Genomic DNA, 22,854 nt, shown 5'->3' with positions numbered 1-22,854 from the left:
CCGTTTTTCCGCTTCCCGCTTCCCGTTCCCCCGCTTCCCCGCTTTCCCATGCAAATCGTCCACTCCATCGCCGACCTGCGCGCCATCCTGGCCAGCAAGGGCCGCCCTGCCTTCGTGCCCACCATGGGCAACCTGCACGATGGCCACCTGTCCCTGGTGCGCGCCGCGCGCCAGCACGGCGACATCGTCGTGGCCAGCATCTTCGTGAACCGCCTGCAGTTCCTGCCGCACGAGGATTTCGACAGCTATCCGCGCACCTGGGCGCAGGACTGCGCCAAGCTGGAGAGCGAAGGCTGCGACCTGCTGTTCGCCCCGCGCGAAGCCGATCTCTACCCCGAGCCGCAGACCTTCAAGATCCAGCCCGACGCGCAGCTGGCCGACATCCTCGAAGGCCATTTCCGCCCCGGCTTCTTCACGGGCGTGTGCACCGTGGTGATGAAGCTGTTCTCGGCCGTGTTCTTCGCCAGCGGCGGCGGCACGGCCGTGTTCGGCAAGAAGGACTACCAGCAGCTGCTGGTGATCCGCCGCATGGTCGAGCAGTTCGCCCTGCCCGTGAACATCGTGGCCGGCGACACGGCGCGCGCCGACGACGGCCTGGCGCTGAGTTCGCGCAACGGCTACCTGAGCCCCGATGAACGCCAGCAGGCCATGGCGCTGTCGCAGGCACTCAAGCAACTGGCCGACGCCACGCGCGCAGGCCAGGCGCCGCTGGCCGAACTGGAGGCATGGGCCATGCAGTCCCTGGCCGCACAGGGCTGGGAGCCCGATTACCTGACCGTGCGCCTGCGCCGTGACCTGCAGCCGCCGGCCGAGGGCGCGCAACTGGCCGGTGCACCACTGGTGGCCCTGGGCGCCGCGCGCCTGGGCAAGACGCGCCTGATCGACAACCTGGAGTTCTGATCCAGCGCAAGGCGCCTGCGGCCATGGCGGTCCAAGCTGGATGCCATGGCCAGGAAATTCCCCATCCACCCCGCCCATCCCGAGCGCACCTGCTGGGGTTGCGACCGCTACTGCGCCCGCGACGAGCTGGCCTGCGGCAACGGATCGGACCGCACACAGCACCCGGTGGAGGTCTTTGGCGACGACTGGATGGAGTGGGGCCTGCCGCCCGAGCCGGCGGCAGACAACGCAGCCAGCCTGAAGGACGCGGCGCGCTGAAGTCGCCCACCCCACTTCAAGCGACCGCGGCCACCTCGGCGGCGAGCGCGTCCACCAGCCACTGCACCTCGGCCACGGCCGGCCGGTGCAGCGGCAGCAGCGCATGGACCTGGAAGGGAATGGAAAACGCCAGCGGCCGCACCACCAGCTGCGGCCCGGCGCAGACTCGCGCCGTCAGCGGATTGACGATGGCCACGCCCAGGCCATGCTGGACCATGGCACAGACCGCCACAGCGCTGTGGGTCTCCAGGTGCAGCTGGCGCTGCACGCCGGCCTGCTCGAACACGGCATCGATCTGCTGGCGATAGGGATCGTCGCGCGCCAGGCTGACAAAGCTTTCCCCGGCAAAGTCAGCCACCTCCAGCACCGGCCTTACGGCCAGCGCATGGCCTGCGGGCAGCACGGCCACCTCGTCCATGGCGGGCAGCGCAAGGGCGCGCGTGCCCGGAGGCGCCTCGGCCAGCTCGGCCAGGCCCAGGTCGTAGCGCTGGGCGGCCATCCACTCCTGCAGCAGCGGCGCCTCCTGCGTGGCCACGCTGACGGCCACGGGGCCGTGCTCCGCATGCAGGCGCGCCAGCGCTGCTGGCAGCAGCGCATGGCTGAGGGCGGGCAGGCACAGCACGTTGATGCGCGCCTGGTGCGGCCGGCCCAGGGCCAGCGCATGTTCCACCACCCGGTCCAGCCCCTGCCAGCTGCGCTGCACCTCGGCCCACAGCGACAGGGCGCGTGCCGTGGGCCGCAGCCGGCCTTGGGCGCGCTCGAACAGCGCATAGCCCAGCAGGCTTTCCAGGCGCGCCAGTTCGCGGCTGACGGTGGGCTGGGAGCTGTACAGCATCTGCGCCGCCGCCGTGGCGCTGCCGCTGAGCATGAGCGCGCGAAACACCTCCAGGTGGCGATGGGAGATGCGGGGCTCGGGGGACGTGTGCGGCAGCTCGGGGTCTTGCATGGCAAGAGCATATCCAAATCAAATAGACACCATAAGAACAAGCATTGGACTGAATGCCCTCCATCCGCCATCATGCGCGGCAGTTCCCCTGAAAGAGACACCATGTCCAATCCCTTCTCGTCCGCCCAGCTCTGGGCCCTGGCCGACCAGCACGGCACGCCGCTGTGGGTCTATGACGCCGCCACCATCCGCGCGCGCATCGCCCAGCTCAAGGCCTTCGACACCATCCGCTTTGCGCAGAAGGCCTGCTCCAACATCCACATCCTGCGGCTGATGCGCGAGCAGGGCGTGAAGGTGGACGCCGTCTCGCGCGGCGAAATCCTGCGCGCGCTGGCCGCCGGCTACGCGGCCGGCCATGGCGACGACCTGCACAGCGACATCGTGTTCACCGCCGACGTGATGGACGAGGCCACGCTGGCCTGCGTGGCCGAGCACAAGGTGCCCGTGAACGCCGGCTCCATCGACATGCTGCACCAGCTGGCCCAGGCCTCGCCCGGCCATCCCGTGTGGCTGCGCATCAACCCCGGCTTCGGCCACGGCCACAGCAACAAGACCAACACGGGCGGCGAGCACAGCAAGCACGGCATCTGGCACAGCGACCTGCTGGCGGCGCTGCAGGCCATCCGCGACGGCGGCCTGAAGCTGGCCGGCCTGCACATGCACATCGGCTCGGGCGTGGACTACGGCCACCTGCAGCAGGTCTGCGGCGCCATGGTCGAGCTGGTGCGCGCCACCCGCCAGGCAGGCCATGACCTGCAGGCCATCTCGGCCGGCGGCGGCCTGTCCATTCCCTACCGCGATGGCGACGCCACCATCGACACCGCCCACTACCACGGCCTGTGGGATGCGGCACGCAAGGACGCCGAGGCCATCGTGGGCCATGCGCTGGGCCTGGAGATCGAGCCGGGCCGCTTCCTGGTGGCCGAGTCGGGCGTGCTGCTGGGCCAGGTGCGCGCCACCAAGAACGCGGGCAGCAACCATTTCGTGCTGGTCGATACGGGCTTCAACGAACTGATGCGCCCCTCCATGTACGGCAGCTGGCACGGCATGGAAGTGCTGCGCCGCGACGGCCAGGCCATGCCCCTGCGCGATGCCGTGGTCGCCGGCCCGCTGTGCGAATCGGGCGACGTGTTCACCCAGGGCGACGGCGGCGTGGTGCTGCCGCGCGCGCTGGCAGGCGCCTCGGTGGGCGACCTGCTGGTCATCCATGACACGGGCGCCTATGGCAGCTCCATGTCCAGCAACTACAACACGCGCCCGCTGGCCGCCGAAGTGCTGGTCGATGGCGACAGCACCCGCCTCATCCGCCGCCGCCAGACGGTGGAGGAACTGCTGGGTCTGGAGCTGGGCCTGTAACTGGGCATGTAGCGCGCCAGGCGCCAGGATTTCTGACGCAAAAAAGCCCCGGGGCCTTCCAGCTCCGGGGCTTTTTCATCGCCGGGCCGCCCCAAGATGAAAAGCGGCCCCCTCGGGGGGCAGTGGACCTTGCGCAGCAAGGGGAGCGTGCGGGCCATTTTTCATGGACACCGAAGAATCACTCGCCGCGTGGATCGCGCGCCATCAGGTGCTGCACGGCTTCGGCCGCCTGCAGCCGGCCGTCCAGCAGCTCGACCACGGTTTCGGTGATCGGCATCTCCACATTCAACAGCCGCGCGCGCGCCAGCACGGTGCGTGCGCTGTACACGCCCTCGGCCACATGGCCCAGCGAGGCCACGGCCTGTTCCAGCGTGCGGCCCTGGGCCAGCAGCAGGCCCACCTTGCGATTGCGCGACAGATCGCCCGTGGCCGTCAGCACCAGATCGCCCAGGCCGGACAGGCCCATGAAGGTCTCCACCCGTGCGCCCAGGGCCAGGCCCAGTCGCGTCATCTCGGCCAGGCCGCGCGTGATCAGCGCGGCGCGGGCGTTCAGGCCCAGCTGCAGGCCGTCGCACAGGCCGGTGGCAATGGCCAGCACGTTCTTCACGGCGCCGCCCACTTCCACGCCCACGATGTCGGCGTTGGCGTAGACGCGCATGGCATCGCCATGGAAGGCCGCGACCAGGGCGTCATTGACCTCGGCATGCCGGCTGGCCGCCACCAGGGCCGTGGGCTGGTGGCGCGCCACCTCGGCCGCAAAGCTGGGGCCGCTGAGCACGCCGCACAGCAGATCGGGCGCCACCTCGGCGCAGACCTCGTGCGCCATCAGTCCATGGGCGGCGGCCGACGCGCCTGCGGGCACGGCCTCGAAGCCCTTGCACAGCCACACCACGGGCGCCCGCACATTGCGCAGGCGGCCCAGCCATTCGCGCAAGGCCGCCATGGGCGTGCCGATCACGATCAGGTCTGCCGCAGCCAGATGGCCGTCGATCTCGCCATGCACCACCTGCAGCGCGGCAGGCAGCGCCACGCCCGGCAGGTAGCGCGCGTTCTCGCCGCTGTCCCGCATGGCCTGCGCCTGGGCAGCGTCGCGCGCCCACAGCGTCACGACACGTCCGTCATCGCGCGAGGCCGCGCTCATTGCCAGCGCCGTGCCCCAGGCGCCTGCACCAATCACCACAATGTTCATATCTGCCCGACGTTGAAGAAGCGACGTTGATGAAAAAAAGAGGCCCTCGGGCCTCTTTTCTTGTACCACAGCGATGCGACGCGCCTGGGCGCAAATCTCATCGGCCGGGATGGGACCGGCTTACTGCGGCAGCGAGTTGCCGTCCGCCTGGGCGGCTGCCTGCTGCTGCTCGTACATGGCCTGGAAGTTGATTTCGGCCAGGTGCACGGGCGGGAAGCCGGCGCGTGTGACCACGTCGGCCACGTTGCCGCGCAGGTAGGGATAGATGATCTGGGGGCAGGCAATGCCGATCACGCCACCCATCTGGTCTTCGGGCACGTTGCGGATCTCGAAGATGCCGGCCTGCTTGGCCTCGACCAGGAACACGGTCTTGTCCTGGATCTTGGTCTGCACGGTGGCCGTCACGGCCACTTCGTAGATGCCTTCGGCCACGGGAGTCGCCTCGACGCCGAGCTGGATGTCCACGCTGGGCTGCTCCTGCTCCAGCAGGATGGCGGGCGAATTGGGCTGCTCCAGCGACAGGTCCTTGAGGTAGACGCGCTGGATCTGGAAGACGGGAGTGTCCTGTTCGGCCATGGAATCAGTCTTTCTGGGCAAAAAACCCTGGCACGGCGGCCAGGGCATCAAAAAAATCACCAACAAAATGCCCGCTGCCAATAGGTTGCGCAGCGGGCACCTGGGCCTGCATTATGCAGTGCCCGTGTTTCAGCTTTGCAGCATGGGCACCAGGCCACCGTCGGCGTCCAGCGCCATCAGGTCGTCGCAGCCGCCCACATGGTGGTCGCCGATGAAGATCTGGGGCACCGTACGGCGGCCCGTGCTCTGCATCATCACGTCACGCGCGGCAGGGTCGGTATCGATGCGGATCTCTTCGATCTGCTCCACGCCCTTGGACTTGAGGATCTGCTTGGCCCGGATGCAATAGGGGCAGACAGCGGTGGTGTACATCTTCACGGCTTGCATATGCGACTTTCTTCGAGTGGGCGGCTTGCCGGCTGCAGGCGCCGGGGACGCGGCGCAGCGGCTTCCATCGTGATCAACTGGAGGCGCTTCAGGCCTTTTCAACCGGCATGCCGGCATCGCGCCAAGCCTTCAGGCCACCGGCCAGGGCCTGGGCCTTTTCGTAGCCCAGCTTCTTCGCAATGCCTTCGGCACGCGAGGCGCGGTTGCCCTTGGTGCAGATCAGCACCAGCGGCAGGGCCTTGTTCTTCACGGTGGCAGGCAGCTTTTCCTCGAACTGGCCCAGCGGCACATTCTTGGCGCCATTGGCATGGGCGGCCGCGTACTCCTCGGGCTCGGAGACATCGATGACCACGGCCTTTTGGCGGTTGATCAGTTGCACGGCCTGCGCCGCCGTCAGCGAGCCGCCGCCTGCGCCGCGCACCAGGGGCAGCAGCAACATCACGCCGGAAGCCAGCGCGATCAGGATCAAATACCAGTTATCGATGATGAATTTCACGTCATTCCTTGGGTTGGCAAACCTGTCAATTCTAGAATGCTGGCTTTTGCCCCCGCGACAGCCCAGCTTTGTCGCATCGAGAGACTTAGAAAGCCGCCATGTACAAGCTCGTGCTGATCCGCCACGGTGAATCCACCTGGAACCTCGAAAACCGCTTCACCGGCTGGACCGATGTGGACCTGACCGCCACCGGCGTAGAACAGGCCAAGAACGCCGGCCGCCTGCTCAAGGCCGAAGGCTACGACTTCGACCTGGCATTCACCAGCGTGCTCAAGCGCGCCACGCGCACGCTGTGGCACACGCTGGACGAAATGGACCGCACCTGGCTGCCCGTGCAGCACAGCTGGCGCCTGAACGAGCGCCACTACGGCGGCCTGCAGGGCCTGAACAAGGCCGACATGGCCAAGCAGTACGGCGACGCCCAGGTGCTGGTCTGGCGCCGCAGCTACGACACGCCCCCGCCGGCCCTGGAGCCCCAGGACCCGCGCAGCGAGCGCAGCGACGTACGCTATGCCCAGCTGGACCCCAGCCAGGTGCCGCTGACCGAATGCCTGAAGGACACGGTCGCCCGCGTGCTGCCGTTCTGGAACGAGTCCATCGCGCCCGCCATCCTGTCCGGCAAGCGCGTCGTGGTTGCCGCGCATGGCAACTCCATCCGCGCGCTGATCAAGTACCTGGACGGCATCTCGGATGACGCCATCGTCGGCGTCAACGTGCCCAACGGCATTCCGCTCGTCTATGAGCTGGATGCCGATCTCAAGCCCATTCGCCACTACTACCTAGGCGATGCCGAGGCTGCCGCCAAGGCGGCAGCCGCCGTGGCTGCACAGGGCAAGGCTTGAGCCTGACCCGCCTGAGGTGAGCGCCTGCTACGGAAATTGCGCTTGCTGCGCCGTTTTTAGGGAACCACGCGGGCGCTTGCCTTTCCAAGCGGGTGTATATTGACGCGGTTAAAGGGGTGATATGGGCCAGAAAATCAAAATTGCCGGCTGGGTTTCCGTAGGCGTAATCGCCGGAGCACTGACCACGGTTTCCTTGCAGACCGTGGCCCGCGGTGCCATGACCCCGCTGCCGCTGGAGGAAATCCAGCAGCTGTCCGCCGTCTTCGGCCTGATCAAGACCGATTATGTCGAGTCGGTCGATGACAAGAAGCTGATCACCGATGCCATCTCCGGCATGGTGTCCAGCCTCGATCCGCATTCGCAGTACTTCGACAAGAAGTCCTACAAGGAATTCCGCGAGGGCACCTCGGGCCGTTTCGTCGGCGTAGGCATCGAGATCACGCAGGAAGACGGCCTGATCAAGGTTGTCTCGCCCATCGAAGGCTCCCCCGCCTTCCGCGCGGGCCTGAAGACCGGCGACCTGATCACCAAGATCGACGACACGGCCGTCAAGGGGCTGTCGCTCAACGACGCCGTCAAGCGCATGCGCGGCGAGCCCAACACCAAGGTGCAGCTGACCATCCTGCGCAAGGATGAAAGCCGCAGCTTCCCCGTGACCATCACGCGTGAGGAAATCAAGACGCAATCCGTCAAGGGCAAGGTCATCGAGCCCGGCTACGGCTGGATCCGTCTGAGCCAGTTCCAGGAACGCACGGTGGACGACTTCGTGCGCAAGGTCGAAGAGCTGTACAAGCAGGAACCCAACATGAAGGGCCTGGTTCTGGACCTGCGCAACGACCCGGGCGGCCTGCTGGACGCGGCCGTCGCCATCTCGGCAGCCTTCCTGCCGCCCGATGTGACCGTGGTGTCCACCAACGGCCAGCTGGCCGAGAGCAAGGAAACCTACAAGGCCTCGCCCAGCTTCTATGCCCGCCGCGGCATGGGAGACCCGCTGCAGCGCCTGCCCGCCTCGCTCAAGAAGCTGCCGCTGGTGGTTCTGGTCAACGAAGGCTCGGCCTCGGCCAGCGAAATCGTGGCCGGCGCCCTGCAGGACCACAAGCGTGCGGTCATCATGGGCAGCCAGACCTTCGGCAAGGGCTCGGTGCAGACCGTTCGCCCGCTGGGTCCTGACACGGGCCTGAAGCTGACCACGGCCCGCTACTACACGCCCAGCGGCAAATCCATCCAGGCCAAGGGCATCGTTCCTGACGTGATGGTGGACGAGACCCCTGAAGGCGATCTGTTCGCTGCCCTGCGCATGCGCGAGGCCGACCTGGAAAAGCACCTGTCCAGCGGACAGGGCGCCGAAGTCAAGGACGAAGTGCGCGAGAAGGCCCGCGAGGAAGCCCGCAAGCGCCTGGAGGAAGAGGCCAAGAAGCCCCTGGCCGAGCGCCGCCTGCCCGAATTCGGCACCGAAAAGGACTTCCAGCTGCAGCAGGCGCTCAACCGCCTCAAGGGCCAGCCCGTCATGGTCAGCAAGACCCTGACCGAGCGCGAGCCCGAAAAGAAGGAAAACTGAAGAGCGCGGACCGTGTCCGCGCTCCCACCAAGCCGGGCCCGCGCCCGGCTTTTTCACGTCTGGAGACGCGAATGAACGACGATCAACTGCTGCGCTACTCGCGCCACATCCTGCTGGACGAGATCGGCATCGAAGGCCAGGAGCGCATCCTGGCAGCGCATGTGCTCATCATCGGCGCAGGCGGCCTGGGCGCGCCTGCCTCGCTGTACCTGGGCTCGGCCGGCATCGGCCGCATCACCCTGGTGGACGACGATGCCGTGGAAATGACCAACCTGCAGCGCCAGATTGCCCACACCACCGATCGCGTGGGCCAGCCCAAGGTGCAATCCATACGCACGGCCGTGCATGCCATCAACCCCGGCATCCGCATTGATTGCCGCCAGCAGCGCGCAGACGATGCCCTGCTCGACGAGCTCGTGCCCCAAGCCACGGTGGTGCTGGACTGCACGGACAACTACCGCACGCGCCACATGATCAACGCAGCCTGCGTGCGACACAAGGTGCCCCTGGTGGCGGGGGCGGCCATCCGCCTGGATGGCCAGCTCATGGTGATGGACCCACGCGACGAGAACTGCGCCTGCTATGCCTGCGTATTCCCGCCGGAGGCGCAGTTCGAGGAAGTGCAGTGCTCGACCATGGGCGTCTTCGCCCCCGTGGTCGGCGTCATGGGCACGCTGCAGGCGGCCGAAGCCCTCAAGCTGATCGCGGGTTTTGGCACGCCTGCAACAAACCGCCTGACCATGTTCGACAGCCGCAGCCTCGATTGGAGTAGCATGCAAACCACCCGTGTGCCGGACTGTCCCGTTTGCGGCAACAAGGCGTAGGAATCGGCTGACTTCCAGGCCGATCCCCCACTGGCACAATCGCCCGCTGTCGCGCAGGACAATGAAGGCCGGGTTCCGCCGGACTCCGATTGCCATCCGCGTCCCTATTGGATACAGCCGTGAAATTGCGCACCTATCTTGTTGAAGACAACCCTACGATCCGCGAGAACCTGATCGCCACGCTCGAGGAACTCGCCGATGTCGAGGCCGTGGGCATCGCCGAGACGGAAAGCGCGGGGACGGACTGGCTTCAGCAGAACCCCGACGCATGGGATCTGGCCATCGTCGATCTGTTCCTGCGCCAGGGCAGCGGCCTGGGTGTGCTCACCGCCTGCCGCGAGCGCCAGCCGCACCAGAAGATCGTGGTGCTCAGCAACTACGCCACCCCTGACATCCGCAGCCGCTGCGCCCAGCTCGGCGTGGATGCGGTCTTCGACAAGTCCAATGAGATCGATGCACTCATGGACTATTGCATGAATATCGACGCCGCATCGCTCAATCAACTCAAAACAGCCTGAACCCAAAACACGGCATTTTTACTCTTCATCAAAGAAAAAGGCTGCACGACTTGATAATCGTGCAGCCCGTATTTTCTATTGACTGGAAATCAGTCGATCAGCCGGTTTTTCAGCGCGTAATACGTGAGATCGCTGTTGGATGACAATCCCATTTTCTCCATAAGCCGCGTGCGATAGGTACTGACCGTCTTCACGCTCAGCGAGAGCGATTTCGCAATATCACCTGCCGTTTCGCCGCGCGCCAGTTTGAGGAAGACCTGGAACTCACGCTCGGACAGCTGTTCATGCGCTGGCGCGTCATCCTTGCGGTTGAGCTGCTGGGCCAGCAGGTCGGCCACGGCCGGCGTCAGGTAGCGGCGGCCCAGGGCCACGGTGCGGATCGCTTCGGCAATCTCCTGGGGATCGCATTCCTTGTTCAGGTAGCCGCTGGCGCCTTGGCGGATCAGGTTGATCGCGTAGTGCTCCTCGGGATATCCGCTCAGGATCAGGATGCCCATGTCCGGGGCCTTGGCCCGCAGCATGGCCAGCGCATCGATGCCGCTTTGCCCGGGCATGGACAGGTCCATCAGCAGCACGTCGATCTCGTGGGCTCGGACCAGGTCGATGGCCTCACGGCCATTGGCGGCCTCACCGACTACACGCAGGTCCACATGTTCCGAGAGAAACTGACGCAGACCCGAGCGCACAATTGCATGGTCGTCCACAATGCCGATTCTGATCATGAATACCTCTTTTTCGGGGGACCAGCAGGAACGCCGGTCGTGCAAACAATATATGGTAACGGCCGGGGCAGGAACTGCTCCGGCTGCCGATAACACGAATTATGCAGAATATCGGCGAAGATCTTGTAGGTGAGAGGATGCTTATGCGTTGGATAAATTTCCGAAGAATTGCGATCAGCCTGGCATTTGCCATCGTTGCGGCCGTGCTGCTTGTCAGCATTAACGAGGCCAGCTACAAGCGCTCGACCAAGGCGCTGGAGGCCATGACCCAGACCCAGGCGACCCGCTCGGAAATCAGCCAACTGCTGCGGTTGATGCTCGATGCCGAGACCGGCCTGCGCGGCTACCTGCTCACGGGGGAGGAACGCTACCTGGAGCCCTACAGCAAGGCGATCACGGCCATCAACTACAACATGGACGAGTTGCGCCAGATCTTCATCTACGACCCCCAGGAACTGGCCATCTTCACGCCGCTGGCCCGCCAGGTCGAGCGCAAGATGAGCGAGATGGAGTTGAGCCTGCGCCTGTACCGCCAGGGCAACGAGGAAGCCTGGCGCTTCGTCATGTTCACGGACGTGGGCATGGAGAACATGGATGCCATCCGGGACTACACAGGCAAGCTGCTGTCAGGCATAGACGAGCGCTCGGCCAAGAACCTGCAGGATATCGAGCACACGCTGTCGCTGTCGCGCATAGGCATTGCCACGGTGACCGCGCTGGGCGTGCTGGGCTTTTTCATGTACCTGCGCCAGGCCCACGCGCTGCAGCAGGCCCATCAGCGCGAGCAGGAAATCCAGCGTGACGAGCGCAACCGCCTTGAAGCCCTGGTGCGCGAACGCACGGCCACGCTGACGGAGCTGGCCAACCACTTGCAGCAGGTGCGCGAGGATGAGCGCGGCCACCTGGCGCGCGAGCTGCACGATGAACTGGGCTCGCTGCTGACGGCGGCCAAGCTCGATGTGGCCCGGCTCAAATCCAAGATCGACCTCAGCGCCCCCGACGTGGGAGAGCGCGTCAGCCATCTGGTGGAGACGCTCAACAGCGGCATTGCCCTCAAGCGCCGCATCATCGAGGACCTGCGTCCTTCGTCACTGTCCAACCTGGGCTTGACCACGGCGCTGGAAATCCTGGCACGCGAATTCGGCGAACGCAGCGGCATCGAGGTCACAGCGAACCTGGAGCAGGTGGAGCTGCCGGAATCGACCCAGCTCACGGTCTACCGCATCGTGCAGGAGTCGCTGACCAATATCGGCAAATACGCCAAGGCCAGCCACGTACTGGTCTCCGTGCACAACTACCCGACCTATGTGACGGTGCAGATCCAGGACGATGGCGAGGGCTTCGAGACCTCGGCCATGCGCCCCAACTCCCACGGGCTGGCCGGCATGCGCCATCGCGTGGAGGCGGCAGGCGGGCGGCTGACCGTCTCCTCCGAGCTGGGCAAGGGCACGGCCATCTCCGCCGTCATTCCGCTGAGCCCGGCATCCGCCTGACCACGACGCCTTGCCTGCACGCACAACCCCTGCCCGGCACCGCCCTGGCAGGGGTTTTTCTTGATGGGCACTGCGGGCCGGCGCTTTTCCTACACCCACCCCCTGCCTAACCCTGACGCCATGCCACGCCGGGCACCGTCAATCCGGCCTCGGGCGGCTCGGTACAGTCAATCGCATGGGAACAGCACTCGGCTCCTGACAGCCAGATGCCGTTTCTTGGCAACGAACAACCAAGGAGTTCTACATGCTGCACTACGCCATCGTGTTTTTCGTGATCGCTCTCGTCGCCGCCATCTTCGGCTTTGGCGGAATTGCGGCAGGTGCTGTAGGCATCGCCAAGATCCTGTTCTATATTTTCGTGATCATGGCTGTAGTCACCTTTGTGATGAGCCTGATCAAGAAGTAGCGGCGGCGCCGCCTTCAGCCACCTGCCAGCCCAAGCCCGCCTCCGGCGGGCAGCCAGCCCGGCAGCCCGACCGCCTTTCCCATTCATGCAAGTTTTGAGGAGATAGAACCAATGAGCCAAGCCGAGAAAGCCGTGAACAAAGCCGCCGATACCGCCAAGGACGTTGCCCAGGACGTAGCAGACACTGCCAAGGAAGCCGTCAACACCACGCGCCGCACTGCAGCAAATGCTCTGGACAAGGCCGAGGAAGGCGTGAAGTCCATCGAGCGTGAACTGAATCCCGTCATCGACGACCTCGCGGCACGTGCCCAGGAACTGGCCACGCGCGGAATCAACTTCTGCGCCGACAGCTCCGACCGCGCCCGCCGCCAGCTGCAATCTGCCACGGAAGCCACTACGCGCTACGTCATCGAGCAGCCTGGCCGCTCCATGCTGCTGGCAGCAGCCACGGGCGCAGCCCTGGCCACCGCGTTCTTCATGAGTTCCCGCTCGCGCAAGTGAGCTGCAGCCCAGCCCCCGAGTTCCCTCGACTACCGTTTCCCTCAATTTCTTGTCCAAGAAAGAACTGACCATGCAAAAGTACACCCGTGCCATCGCTTTCGCTCTCGTCGCCGGCGCCACCGTGCTCGGCACCACCGCCTGCTCCGTGGCCCGCGACCAGCAGACCGTGGGTTCGTATGTGGATGACGCCGGCATCACCACTGCCGTGAAGGCCAAGATGGCAGAGGACAAGAGCGTCTCGGCCACTTCCATCAGCGTCGAGACCCTGAACGGCACGGTGCAGCTGTCGGGCTTTGCCAAGTCCGAATCGGAAAAGGCTCGCGCCGCCGAGATCGCACGCACCACCAAGAACGTGCGCGAAGTGCGCAACAGCATCGTGGTTCGCCCCTGATGCAGGCCCCCATGGGGCCATCGAAAGGCCGGTGTCATCCGGCCTTTTTTCATTGCAGGGCCACCCCGTTGAAAACCACCCTTGGGGGAATCTGACCTTGCAGCGCCAGGGCGACATGGGAATCATTTTTCATGGCGCCAGGGCATACGGCGTAAAGTGACCGACATGCGAGTTTTCAACTGCGATGCCTGCGGCCACCCGGTTTTCTTCGACAGCGTTCAATGCGTGCACTGCGGCGCCACCCTGGCCTTCCTGCCAGAGCGACTGCATGTGGCCTGCCTGCGACCGGTTTCCGGCGCGCGGGACAGCGCGCTGTGGGAGAGCCTGTCCTCCCTGGGCGCAGGCAAGCCGCCAGGCCGCCTCTACAAGATGTGCAGCCACCGGGGACCTGTGGGCCAGTGCAACTTCGCCCTGCCCGCCGACGACCCCCACGCGCTGTGCGAATCCTGCCGCCAGACACGCTGGCTGCCCGATCTGTCAGACCCGGCCAATGCCTTGCGCTGGACCAAGATCGAGGCGGCCAAGCGCCAGCTGTTCTATACGCTGGCCCGCCTGGGCCTGGGCCCCAGGCCTGGAGAGGACGGGCCGCGCTTCGAACTGCTGGCCGACCTGCCCGGGCAGGCGCCGGTGATGACCGGCCATGCCAACGGCACCATCACGCTGAACGTGGTGGAGGCCGACGATGCCGAGCGTGCCCGGCGCCGCCAGGCGCTGCACGAGCCCTACCGGACGCTGGTGGGCCATCTGCGCCATGAGTCCGGCCACTTCTTCTGGGACAGGCTGGTGGTGGGCGCGGGCCGTCTCGAGGAATTCCGCCGCCTGTTCGGCGACGAGCGCCAGGACTATGCCCAGGCCCTGCAGAACTACTACGCACGCAGCCCGCTGGATGGGCAGTGGCGCGACAACTTCGTCAGCGCCTATGCCACCTCCCACCCGTGGGAAGACTGGGCCGAAAGCTGGGCCCACTACCTGCACATGGTGGATCTGCTGGAGACTGCGGCCAGCTATGGCACCTGCATCACCTTGCCAGGAGGCGCAGGCACGGCGGCGGGCATGGGAACGCCGGCCGCGCTGTGCGTGCAGGACCCGTTCGCGGTCCCTGCCCGGCCGGACTTCGGCACCATGCTGGACCAGTGGGTGCCGCTGACGCTGCTGACCAACAGCCTCAACCGCAGCCTGGGCCACGGGGATGCCTATCCGTTCGCTCTTTCAATGGGCGCGCGGCGCAAGCTGGAATTCGTGCATGCGGCCGTGAATGCAAGTGCCGCCACGCAGAGCGCCTGATATCGTGAACTCGTCATGGGGGCGGGCCAAGGCGCCTGGCCGGCCTCCCTCTCTCAAGGAGCGCGATTGGCCTGCACCTTCTCAAGCAGTCGCGTGCGCACGTTGGGCGAGACGAACTTGTCGATCTCGCCATCCAGCGTGGCGATCTCGCGCACGAAGGTGCTGCTGATGAACTGGTAGCGGTCGCTGGGCGTGAGGAAGACGGTCTCCACCTCGGGCATCAGCGTGCGGTTCATGCCGGCAAGCTGAAACTCGTAGTCGAAGTCGGTGACCGCGCGCAGGCCGCGCACCATGGCCTTGCCGCCGCGCTCTACCACGAAGTCGCGCAGCAGGCCATGAAAGCTCTCGACCTGGACATGGGGATAGATGGACACGGCCTCGCGCACCATCTCCATGCGTTCCTCGAGATTGAACATGGTCTTCTTGTGGTGGCCGGCCGCCACGGCCACGATGACGTGGCTGAACAGCTGGGTCGCACGGCGCACCACGTCTTCGTGGCCCAGCGTGATTGGATCGAAGGTTCCGGGGTAGACGGCAATCACGTCGTGGCTCATGGCGTTCACTTTCCTTGGCTGCGCGTGCCCTGGTCCGGCACGGATGGCGCATTATGCATTGCACTGCAGCATGGCCCGTCGGCTGCGCGACAGCCGCATTCCTGCGCTGGAACACGGCTGCGGCGCCAGCCTACTCGTCCTGCGCGGCCTTGCGCAGCAGATGGGCGTGGACGGCACCCGCCTTGAGATGGCGGAACAGCTGCAGGCCGCCAGCCTCGGCCAGTTGCTCCTCGGTCCAGGCCTGGGGCGCCTCCAGATAGACATAGCCCTGGGCGGAGACGGCCAGCGCAGCGGCCTTCAGCGCAGGCTCGAACAGCTCGGCATGGTCGAAGGGCGGATCGATCAGCACCAGGTCCAGCGTGCCCGGCGCCACCTGGCGCAGGCAGCCCAGGCCATCGCCGCGCAGCACGCGCACGGACTGGGCGTCCAGGCGCTCGCGCAGGCGCTGCAGCTGCAGCACCAGGGCGGCGTCCTGCTCGTTCATCAGCACGCTGGTCGCGCCGCGCGATGCGGCCTCGAAGCCCAGCGCACCCGTGCCCGCGAAGGCGTCCAGGCAGTGCCAGCCCGTCAGGTCCTGGCCCAGCCAGTTGAACAGGGTCTCGCGCACGCGGTCCGGCGTGGGGCGCAGGCCCGGGCGCTGCGCCACGGGCAGACGCGTGCGGCGCCACTGGCCGCCGATGATGCGGACCTCGCCCGCACCCGAGGGTGCCGGCTTGCCCGCCTTTGCCTTTGCGGCCGGTGCTGCGGCAGGCGCCTTGGGCGCCGCGGCCTCGGCCGTGGCCTTTTCCAGCCAGCGCTTTCCGGCAGGGGTATGCAGTTTGATGCTGTTGCGGCTCATTGCTTTCCTCCCACGACGACGGTCACCATGCGATCGGGCTGCAGCATGCGCTGCATGGCCTCGCGCACATCACGCACGGTCAGCGCCTGCACGCGCTCGGTCCAGTGCTCCAGATAGTCCAGCGGCAGGCCGTTCCAGGCGATGTTGGCCACATTGCCCAGCAGCTTGCGGTTGCTGTCGATGCGCAGCGCAAAGCCGCCGATCAGATTGTCCTTGGCGGCCTTGAGCTCCTTCTCGGTCGGGCCTTCGGCCACGAAGCGGCGCAGCGTGTCCTGCGACACCTTCAGGGCCTCGGCTGCCTGGTCGGGGCGCGTCTGCAGGGCGATCGTGAAGGCGCCTGCGTCCAGGCCTGGCGAGAAGTCGCTGTAGACGCTGTAGCTCAGGCCGCGCTTTTCGCGCACTTCCTCGGTCAGCCGCGAGGTGAAGCCGCCGCCGCCCAGGATGTGGTTGCCCACGAGCACGGCCATGAAGTCCGGGCTGTTGCGTGCAATGCCGGGCTGGGCGATCAGCACCTGCGCCTGGGCCGAGGCGAAGGGGATGTTCTCGTTGACCGGCGCCTTGAGCGCCTGCACCTTGGGCACGTCGGGCAGCGGAGCGCAGGCACTGGCGTCCTGGCCCTGGGCCGCCTGCAGCGGAGCCAGCAATTGCTGCACCAGCTGGTCGGCCTGCTCGCGGCTGACGGCGCCGACGATGCTGACCTTGGCACGGCAGGCGGCGATCAGCCGGCGGTGGAAGGACTGCATGTCCGACAGGTCGATGCGCGACAGGCTCTCGGCCGTGGCACGCGCACCGTAGGGGTGGGTGCCGAACACGCCCTGGCTCAGGGCCTTGCCGGCCACCGTTCCGGGGCGCGTGTCCGATTCCTTGATGGCCGCAGTCCAGCGCTCGCGCTCGCGCAGCCACACGTCCTGCGGCCAGCTGGGGCTGGCGATCTGGCGCGCGGCCAGGGCCACGGCGCGCTGCAGCAGCGCGGGCTCGGTCAGGGAGCGCAGCCCGTAGCTGAAGCTGTCGCGGCCCGCCTGGGCGCCAAAGCTGGCCCCCAGATCGGCCCAGGCCTGGCCCAGGCCGTTTTCATCGAGAGCAGGCGCGCTGCCCTGGGCCGTGACGCCCTTGGACGCCATCAGCGCCACGGCGCTGGCCAGGCCGACCTGATTGGCGGGATCGCGCCGGCTGCCGGCGTCGAAATCCATCTGCACATCGACCATGGGAATGCCCGGGCTGTCCACCAGCCAGACCTGCGCCCCGCTGGGCTGGGTCCAGTGCTGGATGGGCAGCAAGGCCCATGCGGACGTGGCGCCAAAGCCCAGGCCCACGCTTGCCAGCACGGAGCTGGCCACCATCTTTTTCATGTTCTTCATCTTCACTCCAGCGTGCTTCGGGGGCATCAATGCAGGGGTCCGCCAATGCCGGCACCCGCGTCGGTGCGGCGGGGCTTGCCGCCTTCAGGCAGGGGCTGCGGCACCAGGGTGCCCACCGTGAGCTGGTCATCGCCAAAGTACTTGGCCGCCACGCGCTTGACGTCATCGGGCGTGATGGTGCGAAGCTGGGCCAGCAACTGGTCTTCCGCATCCAGCGGCATGCCCTGTATCCAGTAATTGCCCAGGCTCTGGGCCTGGCCCATGACCGAATCGCGCTCATAGACATTGGAGGCCATCCATTGCGTCTTCACGCGCTCCAGCTCGGCGGGCTCCACACCATCCCTGGCGACCTTGGCCACTTCGGCGCGCAGCGCGGCCTCGACCTCGGCCGCAGTCTTGCCGGTGGCGGGCACGCCCGTCAGCATGAACAGGCCGGGGCCGCGGCTCATGAGCGACATGGAGCTGCCCGCGCCGTCGGCCACGCGGCCTTCGCCCTGGACCAGGGCCCGCTCCAGGCGGGCGCCGTCATAGCCGTCGAGCACGGCCGAGAGCACCAGCAGCGCCAGCGCATCGCGGTCATCGGCCTGCAGATCGCTGACACGCGTCAGCGAGGGCGCACGGAAGGCCAGGGCCACCAGGGCCTGCTCGGCCGGCTGCTTGACCTCGATGCGGCGGATGCCGATCTGCGCAGGCTCGGTGCGCGGCTTGCGCACCGGCACGGCGCGTGCGGGAATGCTGCCGTAGTACTTCTCGGCCCAGGCGCGGACCTTGGCAACGTCCACATCACCGGCAATGACGACGGTGGCATTGCCGGGCACATACCAGCGGCTGTGGAAATCGCGCACGTCGCCGGGCGTCAGGGCGTCCAGATCGCTCATCCAGCCGATCACGGGCCGGTGGTAGGGCGAGGCCATGAAGGTCGCCGCCATCAGTTGCTCCATGAGCACGGCGCGCGGCTGGTCCTCGGTGCGCATGCGGCGCTCTTCCTTGATGACCTCGATCTCCTTCTTGAACTCGCTGTCGGGCCAGTGGTTGTTGGCGAAGCGGTCGGATTCGAGCTTCATCACTTCCTCCAGCCGGCTGGACGGGATCTGCTGGTAGTAGCCCGTGTAGTCGCGGCTGGTGAAGGCGTTCTCCTGCCCGCCCAGCGCGGCCACGCGGCGCGAGAACTCGCCGGGAGCCACCTTGCGCGAGCCCTTGAACATCATGTGCTCGAGCGCGTGGGCCACGCCCGAGGTGCCGTCCACCTCGTCGATGGCGCCCACGCGCACCCAGACCATGTGCACGGCCGTGGGCGCGCGCCGGTCGGGCTGCACGATGAGCTGCATGCCGTTCTTCAGGGTGAATTGCTGCGCTGCTGTGGCGGACCGCTGGCCGCCTGCGGCCTGGCTGGCCACCGTCTGCAGCAGTGACGAAGGGGAGGAAGAGGATGCATCCGGGGCTGCCAAAGCAGCCCCGGTGCCCATGCAGGCCATTAAGCCCAGGAGGGTGAGTGCATGTTTCATAGAATGCTGTGATTCTAAGAACCTGCCGATGTTCAGTTTTTTCAAGAAAAAGCCCACCCCCTCCTCCGCCGAGATTTCCCCGGCGGACAGCAGCGCCGCGCCTGAAGAGGCCGGCATTCCCGCAACCCCGCCGCAGGACCGCGCCCCAGACCTGCCCCCTGGCACGCCTGCCCCACCGGCCGCAGCCGACACCGGCAGCGCCTGGTGGCGCAAGCCCTTCGGCGGCGGCAAGGGCGATGCCGCCCCGCCTGCCGCACCCACTGCACCCACTGCTGCTGCTTCCACGCTCGCGCCTGCCGACTTCATTGCCGCACCCGAGCCCATGGCCAAGCCCGAAGCCGAAGGCGCCAGCCGCCAGAACTGGATGCAGCGCCTCAAGGCCGGACTGCGCAAGACCGGCAGCAGCATCGCCACGGTCTTCACCGGCACGCAGATCAACGATGCGCTGTACGAAGAGCTGGAAGACGCCCTGCTGATGGCCGACACCGGCGTCAAGGCCACCGAGCACCTGCTCACCGACCTGCGCCGCCGCGTCAAGGAAGCCAAGGCCACCGACCCCGCCGCCGTCAAGGCGTTGCTGGCCGATGCACTGGCCGACCTGCTGCGCCCGCTGGAAAAGCCGCTGATCATCGGCGAGCACCAGCCTACCGTGGTCATGGTCGCTGGCGTCAACGGCGCAGGCAAGACCACCTCCATCGGCAAGCTGACCAAGCATCTGGCCGACGAAGGTCAGAGCGTGCTGCTGGCTGCCGCCGACACCTTCCGCGCCGCCGCGCGCGAGCAGCTCGGCGTCTGGGCCAACCGCAACACGGTGGAGATCGTCAGCCAGGAAGGCGGTGATCCTGCAGCCGTGAGCTTTGATGCCGTCACCGCCGGCCGCGCCCGCAAGAAGGATGTGGTGCTGGTGGACACGGCGGGCCGCCTGCCCACCCAGCTGCACCTGATGGAAGAGCTGCGCAAGATCCGCCGCGTGGTCACCAAGGCCGATGCCACGGCACCGCACGAGGTGCTGCTGGTCATCGACGGCAACACCGGCCAGAACGCGCTGGCCCAGGTGCGCGCCTTTGACGATGCACTGCAGCTCACGGGCCTGATCGTCACCAAGCTCGACGGCACGGCCAAGGGCGGCGTGCTGGCCGCCATTGCCCAGGAACGGCCGATCCCCGTGTACTTCATCGGCGTGGGCGAAAAGGTCGAGGACCTGGAGACCTTCAACGCCAGGGAATTCGCGCAGGCGCTGCTGTCCTGAGGCCACCCGGCACACCACCACCCAAAGGAGCGCGCTGCGCTCCTTTTTTCATGGGTATGCGAGCGCAGCGAAGGCCCAGGCATGCAGGCAAGGGTTTTCCCTTGATTCGAATCAAGCCGCAGGTTTTATGCTTTGCATTGATTTATAAGAAGAACGTTGTTTTATACAAGAAACAATCGATAGCCCTCAGGCATTTCTTTTGCTTGTACCTGCCTTGCCTTGTTTCCCGGAGTTCCCCATGAAAGCCCCCACCTTGCTCGGCGCTGCCGCCCTGCTGGCAGCATCCGCATGCCAGAGCGCCCTGGCCCAGGATGCCGCCGCGCAGCAGCAACTGGCCGCCAAGCCTTTCACCATCGTCGCGCCCTTCCCGCCCGGTGGCCCGGTCGATGCGCTGGCCCGCCTGCTGTCCACGGGATTGGCCGAGCGCTACAGGCAGACTTCGGTGGTGGAGAACAAGCCCGGGGCCAACGGCAATATCGGCATCGACATGGTCAAGCGTGCCGCGGCGGACGGCCATACGCTGCTGGTCGTGCCCCAGGGCAACCTGACCATCAATCCCACGCTGCTGGCCAGGCCCGGCTACAGCGTGGAGACGGACTTCGCGCCCGTGGCCTCGCTGGCCAAGGCGGCCAATGTGATCGCCGTGCACCCTGGCGTGCCCGCCAAAACGGTGCAGGAGCTGGTGGCCCTGTCCAAGGCCAGGCCGGCCACCATCAGCTATGCCTCGCCCGGCGTGGGCTCCAGCCTGCATCTGGCCGGTGAGCTGTTCAAGCAGCAGACCGGCGCCGACATCCTGCACGTGGCCTACAAGGGCACGGCGCCCGGCCTCAACGATGTGCTGGGCGGCACGGTGCCGATGATCGTGGGCAATGTGCCCGCGCTGCTGCCGCATGTGCAGTCGGGCAAGCTGCGTGCGCTGGCCGTGACCGACCCGGCCCGCAGCAAGTACCTGCCTGATGTGCCCACGCTGGCCCAGGCGGGCGTGCCGGGCATTGCCATCTCGTCCTGGTACGGCGTGATGGCGCCAAAGAAGACACCGCCGGCCGTGCTCAGGCAGCTGGAAAAGGATATTCAGGAGCTCTTCAACACGCCGGCCGTGGTCAGGCAGCTGGATCTGCAGGGGATCGAGCCCTGGGTGGTCACGGGCAGCGCCTTCGGCGAGCTGATCCGCAAGGAGACAGCGACCTGGGTGCCCGTGATCAAGGCCGCCAACGTCACGCCGCAGTGATGCGGGGCGCGGCGGCCCTTTCTGCAGTGTCCACCACGTCCCGGGTCGAGACCTGGGAGCGCAGCCACTGCGCATAGTCGGCCATGCAGCGCTCGGTGCGCATGGTGATCTGCGGCACGCTGTAGCTGTGCTCGGCGCGCAGCAGCCGGGCCAGGCGCTCCAGCACGTCGGGCAGGGTCTTGCAGACCAGCCGCCACTCGGGCGTGGCGTGCATCTCGCCGTCCCACACGTAGTGCGAGGTGATGGGCTCCACCTGCACGCAGGCCGCGGCCTGCTGCTGCACCAGGCTGCGCGCCAGATGGGCGGCCTCCTCGGCGCTGGGGACGGTGGTGGCCACCACGCACAGCGTGGACCAGGGCGAGGCGGGGTTCTTGGCGGAAGTCATGGAGGCGTAGTCTACGGTTGCGTGCTGCAGGCCGGTACTGGCCCTTGCGGCGTCAGGCCATCAGCCCCTTTTGCCGCGCCTGCAGCCGCGCCAAGCCCAGCAGCGCATCGGTGAACGGGGTGTCCACGCCGCACAGCTGGCCCATTTCGCGCACCGCGCCCACCAGGGCGTCGAGTTCCACGGGCTTGCCCGCTTCCACGTCCTGCAGCATGGAGGTCTTGAAGGCGCCCAGCTTGAGCGTGACCGCATGGCGGTCTTCGGGCGATTCGTTGATGGGCAGGCCGATGCGCGCGCCGATCTCCTTGGCCTCCAGCATCACGCGCGTGATCAGGCCGCGCACCAGGTCGTCGCCCAGGATGCGGTCCGAGGTGGCACCCGTCAGCGCGCTGACGGGGTTGACGGTCATGTTGCCCCAGAGCTTGTACCAGGCGTCGCGCTGGATGTTGTCGGAGACCTTGGCCTCGATGCCGCCGCGCTGCAGCAGTTGGGCCAGTGCCGCCAGGCGCGGCGTGGGCGGCTGGCCGGGCCCTGTGGCCAGGGGCTCGCCCAGGATGAGGCTGTTGCCGAAGTGGCGGCGCACCACGCCGGGCGCATCGTTGGAGCAGCTGGCATGGACCACCGAGCCCAGCACCTGACCCAGCGGGATGGCTTGCGCAATGCGGCCTTCAGGGTCCACGGCTTTCAGCTGCTTGCCGCGCACGCTGGCATCGACACCGCCGTGCAGGAACCACCAGGGCACGCCGTTCATGGCCGTGAGCACCACGGTCTGCGGGCCGATCAGCGGGGCGATGCGCTCGGCCACATCGGGCATGCCCGGCGCCTTGACGGAGATGATGACCAGGTCCTGCACGCCCAGGGCGGCCGGGTCCTGTTCGGCACGCAGCGCGAAGTGCTCGCGCTGCTCGCCGTGCACCAGGGTCAGGCCCTGGGTGCGCAGGGCCTGCAGCGCGGCGCCGCGCGCCACGGCGCTGAGCTGGCAACCGGCGCGGGCCAGGGCCGCGCCCATCCAGCCGCCGATGGCACCGGCGCCGAAGATGCAGGCCTTGTCGAATGAAATGCTTGTCTGTTCCATGGTCATGCGCGGGAAGCT

Annotated in this window: 26 protein-coding genes; 14 read left to right on the top strand and 12 right to left on the bottom strand. The window is 66.8% G+C overall.

The genetic code is table 11. The annotated features are described in order from the left end of the window. The first annotated feature begins 48 nt into the window (after window positions 1–48). Together panC and PO605_RS07000 are read left to right on the top strand one after the other, a co-directional pair. Complete coding sequence (panC, locus tag PO605_RS07005; RefSeq protein ID WP_016449059.1) at window positions 49–900, top strand: pantoate--beta-alanine ligase; 852 nt, start codon at window positions 49–51, stop codon at window positions 898–900. A 45-nt stretch (window positions 901–945) separates the two neighbouring features. Then, on the top strand, window positions 946–1,158 hold the full coding sequence (locus PO605_RS07000; protein WP_017404237.1) for a DUF3079 domain-containing protein: 213 nt from the start codon (window positions 946–948) through the stop codon (window positions 1,156–1,158). Between the two features lie 16 nt (window positions 1,159–1,174). On the opposite strand, the gene PO605_RS06995 is transcribed toward PO605_RS07000, so the two are convergent. Continuing rightward, a complete protein-coding gene (locus PO605_RS06995) occupies window positions 1,175–2,104 on the bottom strand; it encodes a LysR family transcriptional regulator (RefSeq protein WP_047472397.1) in 930 nt (309 codons plus the stop codon). A gap of 102 nt (window positions 2,105–2,206) precedes the next feature. Between PO605_RS06995 and lysA the strand changes: the two genes are divergently transcribed. Next, complete coding sequence (lysA, locus tag PO605_RS06990; protein WP_047472396.1) at window positions 2,207–3,460, top strand: diaminopimelate decarboxylase; 1,254 nt, start codon at window positions 2,207–2,209, stop codon at window positions 3,458–3,460. 178 nt (window positions 3,461–3,638) lie between these two features. Here lysA and PO605_RS06985 read toward each other — a convergent pair whose 3' ends face one another. From PO605_RS06985 to PO605_RS06970, 4 genes are all read right to left on the bottom strand, one after another. Next, window positions 3,639–4,649 (bottom strand): NAD(P)H-dependent glycerol-3-phosphate dehydrogenase, encoded by a 1,011-nt coding sequence (locus PO605_RS06985; protein WP_016454153.1) that lies wholly within the window; start codon window positions 4,647–4,649, stop codon window positions 3,639–3,641. 120 nt (window positions 4,650–4,769) lie between these two features. Beyond that, window positions 4,770–5,225 carry a protein-export chaperone SecB gene (secB, locus tag PO605_RS06980; RefSeq protein ID WP_013803924.1) on the bottom strand — a complete coding sequence of 152 codons (456 nt, stop codon included), beginning with the start codon at window positions 5,223–5,225 and terminating at the stop codon, window positions 4,770–4,772. A 129-nt stretch (window positions 5,226–5,354) separates the two neighbouring features. Further along, window positions 5,355–5,612 carry a glutaredoxin 3 gene (gene grxC, locus PO605_RS06975; RefSeq protein WP_016449064.1) on the bottom strand — a complete coding sequence of 86 codons (258 nt, stop codon included), beginning with the start codon at window positions 5,610–5,612 and terminating at the stop codon, window positions 5,355–5,357. Window positions 5,613–5,700: 88 nt separating this feature from the next. After that, entirely contained in the window at window positions 5,701–6,108 is a 408-nt protein-coding gene (locus PO605_RS06970) for a rhodanese-like domain-containing protein (protein WP_016449065.1), read from the bottom strand. A gap of 98 nt (window positions 6,109–6,206) precedes the next feature. Here PO605_RS06970 and gpmA point away from each other — a divergent pair, with 98 nt between their 5' ends. The 4 genes from gpmA (at window position 6,207) to PO605_RS06950 (ending at window position 9,850) form a co-directional block, all read left to right on the top strand. Beyond that, on the top strand, window positions 6,207–6,950 hold the full coding sequence (gene gpmA, locus PO605_RS06965) for a 2,3-diphosphoglycerate-dependent phosphoglycerate mutase (RefSeq protein WP_016449066.1): 744 nt from the start codon (window positions 6,207–6,209) through the stop codon (window positions 6,948–6,950). Window positions 6,951–7,071: 121 nt separating this feature from the next. Continuing rightward, window positions 7,072–8,508 (top strand): S41 family peptidase, encoded by a 1,437-nt coding sequence (locus PO605_RS06960; protein WP_016449067.1) that lies wholly within the window; start codon window positions 7,072–7,074, stop codon window positions 8,506–8,508. 71 nt (window positions 8,509–8,579) lie between these two features. Next, entirely contained in the window at window positions 8,580–9,332 is a 753-nt protein-coding gene (locus tag PO605_RS06955) for a HesA/MoeB/ThiF family protein (protein WP_047472395.1), read from the top strand. A 119-nt stretch (window positions 9,333–9,451) separates the two neighbouring features. Next, on the top strand, window positions 9,452–9,850 hold the full coding sequence (locus PO605_RS06950) for a response regulator (protein WP_013803928.1): 399 nt from the start codon (window positions 9,452–9,454) through the stop codon (window positions 9,848–9,850). Window positions 9,851–9,939: 89 nt separating this feature from the next. Here the strand turns inward: PO605_RS06950 and PO605_RS06945 are convergent, their stop codons facing one another. Then, window positions 9,940–10,572 (bottom strand): response regulator, encoded by a 633-nt coding sequence (locus PO605_RS06945; RefSeq protein ID WP_012203736.1) that lies wholly within the window; start codon window positions 10,570–10,572, stop codon window positions 9,940–9,942. Between the two features lie 143 nt (window positions 10,573–10,715). Here PO605_RS06945 and PO605_RS06940 point away from each other — a divergent pair, with 143 nt between their 5' ends. The 5 genes from PO605_RS06940 (at window position 10,716) to PO605_RS06920 (ending at window position 14,647) form a co-directional block, all read left to right on the top strand. After that, window positions 10,716–12,065, top strand: a complete 1,350-nt coding sequence (locus tag PO605_RS06940) for a sensor histidine kinase (protein WP_016449069.1) — start codon at window positions 10,716–10,718, stop codon at window positions 12,063–12,065. 244 nt (window positions 12,066–12,309) lie between these two features. Further along, a complete protein-coding gene (locus PO605_RS06935; protein ID WP_013803930.1) occupies window positions 12,310–12,471 on the top strand; it encodes a DUF1328 domain-containing protein in 162 nt (53 codons plus the stop codon). Between the two features lie 111 nt (window positions 12,472–12,582). After that, window positions 12,583–12,972 carry a hypothetical protein gene (locus tag PO605_RS06930; protein ID WP_016449070.1) on the top strand — a complete coding sequence of 130 codons (390 nt, stop codon included), beginning with the start codon at window positions 12,583–12,585 and terminating at the stop codon, window positions 12,970–12,972. Between the two features lie 70 nt (window positions 12,973–13,042). Further along, on the top strand, window positions 13,043–13,363 hold the full coding sequence (locus PO605_RS06925) for a BON domain-containing protein (protein WP_012203732.1): 321 nt from the start codon (window positions 13,043–13,045) through the stop codon (window positions 13,361–13,363). 165 nt (window positions 13,364–13,528) lie between these two features. Continuing rightward, window positions 13,529–14,647 carry a zinc-binding metallopeptidase family protein gene (locus PO605_RS06920; RefSeq protein WP_047217964.1) on the top strand — a complete coding sequence of 373 codons (1,119 nt, stop codon included), beginning with the start codon at window positions 13,529–13,531 and terminating at the stop codon, window positions 14,645–14,647. A 53-nt stretch (window positions 14,648–14,700) separates the two neighbouring features. On the opposite strand, the gene coaD is transcribed toward PO605_RS06920, so the two are convergent. The 4 genes from coaD to PO605_RS06900 all read right to left on the bottom strand — a co-directional run bounded on the left by coaD (window position 14,701) and on the right by PO605_RS06900 (window position 18,902). Continuing rightward, complete coding sequence (coaD, locus tag PO605_RS06915; protein WP_016449072.1) at window positions 14,701–15,201, bottom strand: pantetheine-phosphate adenylyltransferase; 501 nt, start codon at window positions 15,199–15,201, stop codon at window positions 14,701–14,703. Window positions 15,202–15,331: 130 nt separating this feature from the next. Next, complete coding sequence (gene rsmD / locus PO605_RS06910) at window positions 15,332–16,039, bottom strand: 16S rRNA (guanine(966)-N(2))-methyltransferase RsmD (protein WP_070080628.1); 708 nt, start codon at window positions 16,037–16,039, stop codon at window positions 15,332–15,334. After that, window positions 16,036–17,397, bottom strand: coding sequence for a M16 family metallopeptidase (locus tag PO605_RS06905; RefSeq protein WP_047474482.1), 1,362 nt, complete (start codon window positions 17,395–17,397; stop codon window positions 16,036–16,038). Before PO605_RS06905 ends, rsmD begins: the two co-directional genes overlap by 4 nt. Before the next feature lie 26 nt (window positions 17,398–17,423). After that, a complete protein-coding gene (locus PO605_RS06900) occupies window positions 17,424–18,902 on the bottom strand; it encodes a M16 family metallopeptidase (RefSeq protein WP_016449075.1) in 1,479 nt (492 codons plus the stop codon). A gap of 28 nt (window positions 18,903–18,930) precedes the next feature. Between PO605_RS06900 and ftsY the strand changes: the two genes are divergently transcribed. Then, window positions 18,931–20,151, top strand: a complete 1,221-nt coding sequence (gene ftsY / locus PO605_RS06895; protein WP_272206195.1) for a signal recognition particle-docking protein FtsY — start codon at window positions 18,931–18,933, stop codon at window positions 20,149–20,151. A 238-nt stretch (window positions 20,152–20,389) separates the two neighbouring features. Beyond that, on the top strand, window positions 20,390–21,379 hold the full coding sequence (locus PO605_RS06890) for a Bug family tripartite tricarboxylate transporter substrate binding protein (RefSeq protein ID WP_047474484.1): 990 nt from the start codon (window positions 20,390–20,392) through the stop codon (window positions 21,377–21,379). Here PO605_RS06890 and cutA read toward each other — a convergent pair. Continuing rightward, window positions 21,366–21,764: a divalent-cation tolerance protein CutA gene (gene cutA, locus PO605_RS06885; RefSeq protein WP_047474485.1), complete on the bottom strand. Its 399-nt coding sequence runs from the start codon at window positions 21,762–21,764 to the stop codon at window positions 21,366–21,368. The genes PO605_RS06890 and cutA overlap by 14 nt on opposite strands. Before the next feature lie 52 nt (window positions 21,765–21,816). After that, the gene (locus tag PO605_RS06880; RefSeq protein WP_017404218.1) at window positions 21,817–22,842 is read right to left on the bottom strand and encodes a 2-dehydropantoate 2-reductase; all 1,026 of its coding nucleotides are present in this window, start codon (window positions 22,840–22,842) and stop codon (window positions 21,817–21,819) included. Window positions 22,843–22,854 lie beyond the last annotated feature (12 nt).

Source organism: Delftia sp. DT-2 (assembly GCF_028401915.1).
GTDB lineage: Bacteria > Pseudomonadota > Gammaproteobacteria > Burkholderiales > Burkholderiaceae_C > Comamonas > Comamonas tsuruhatensis.
This window is presented reverse-complemented; position numbering and strand designations above follow the sequence as displayed.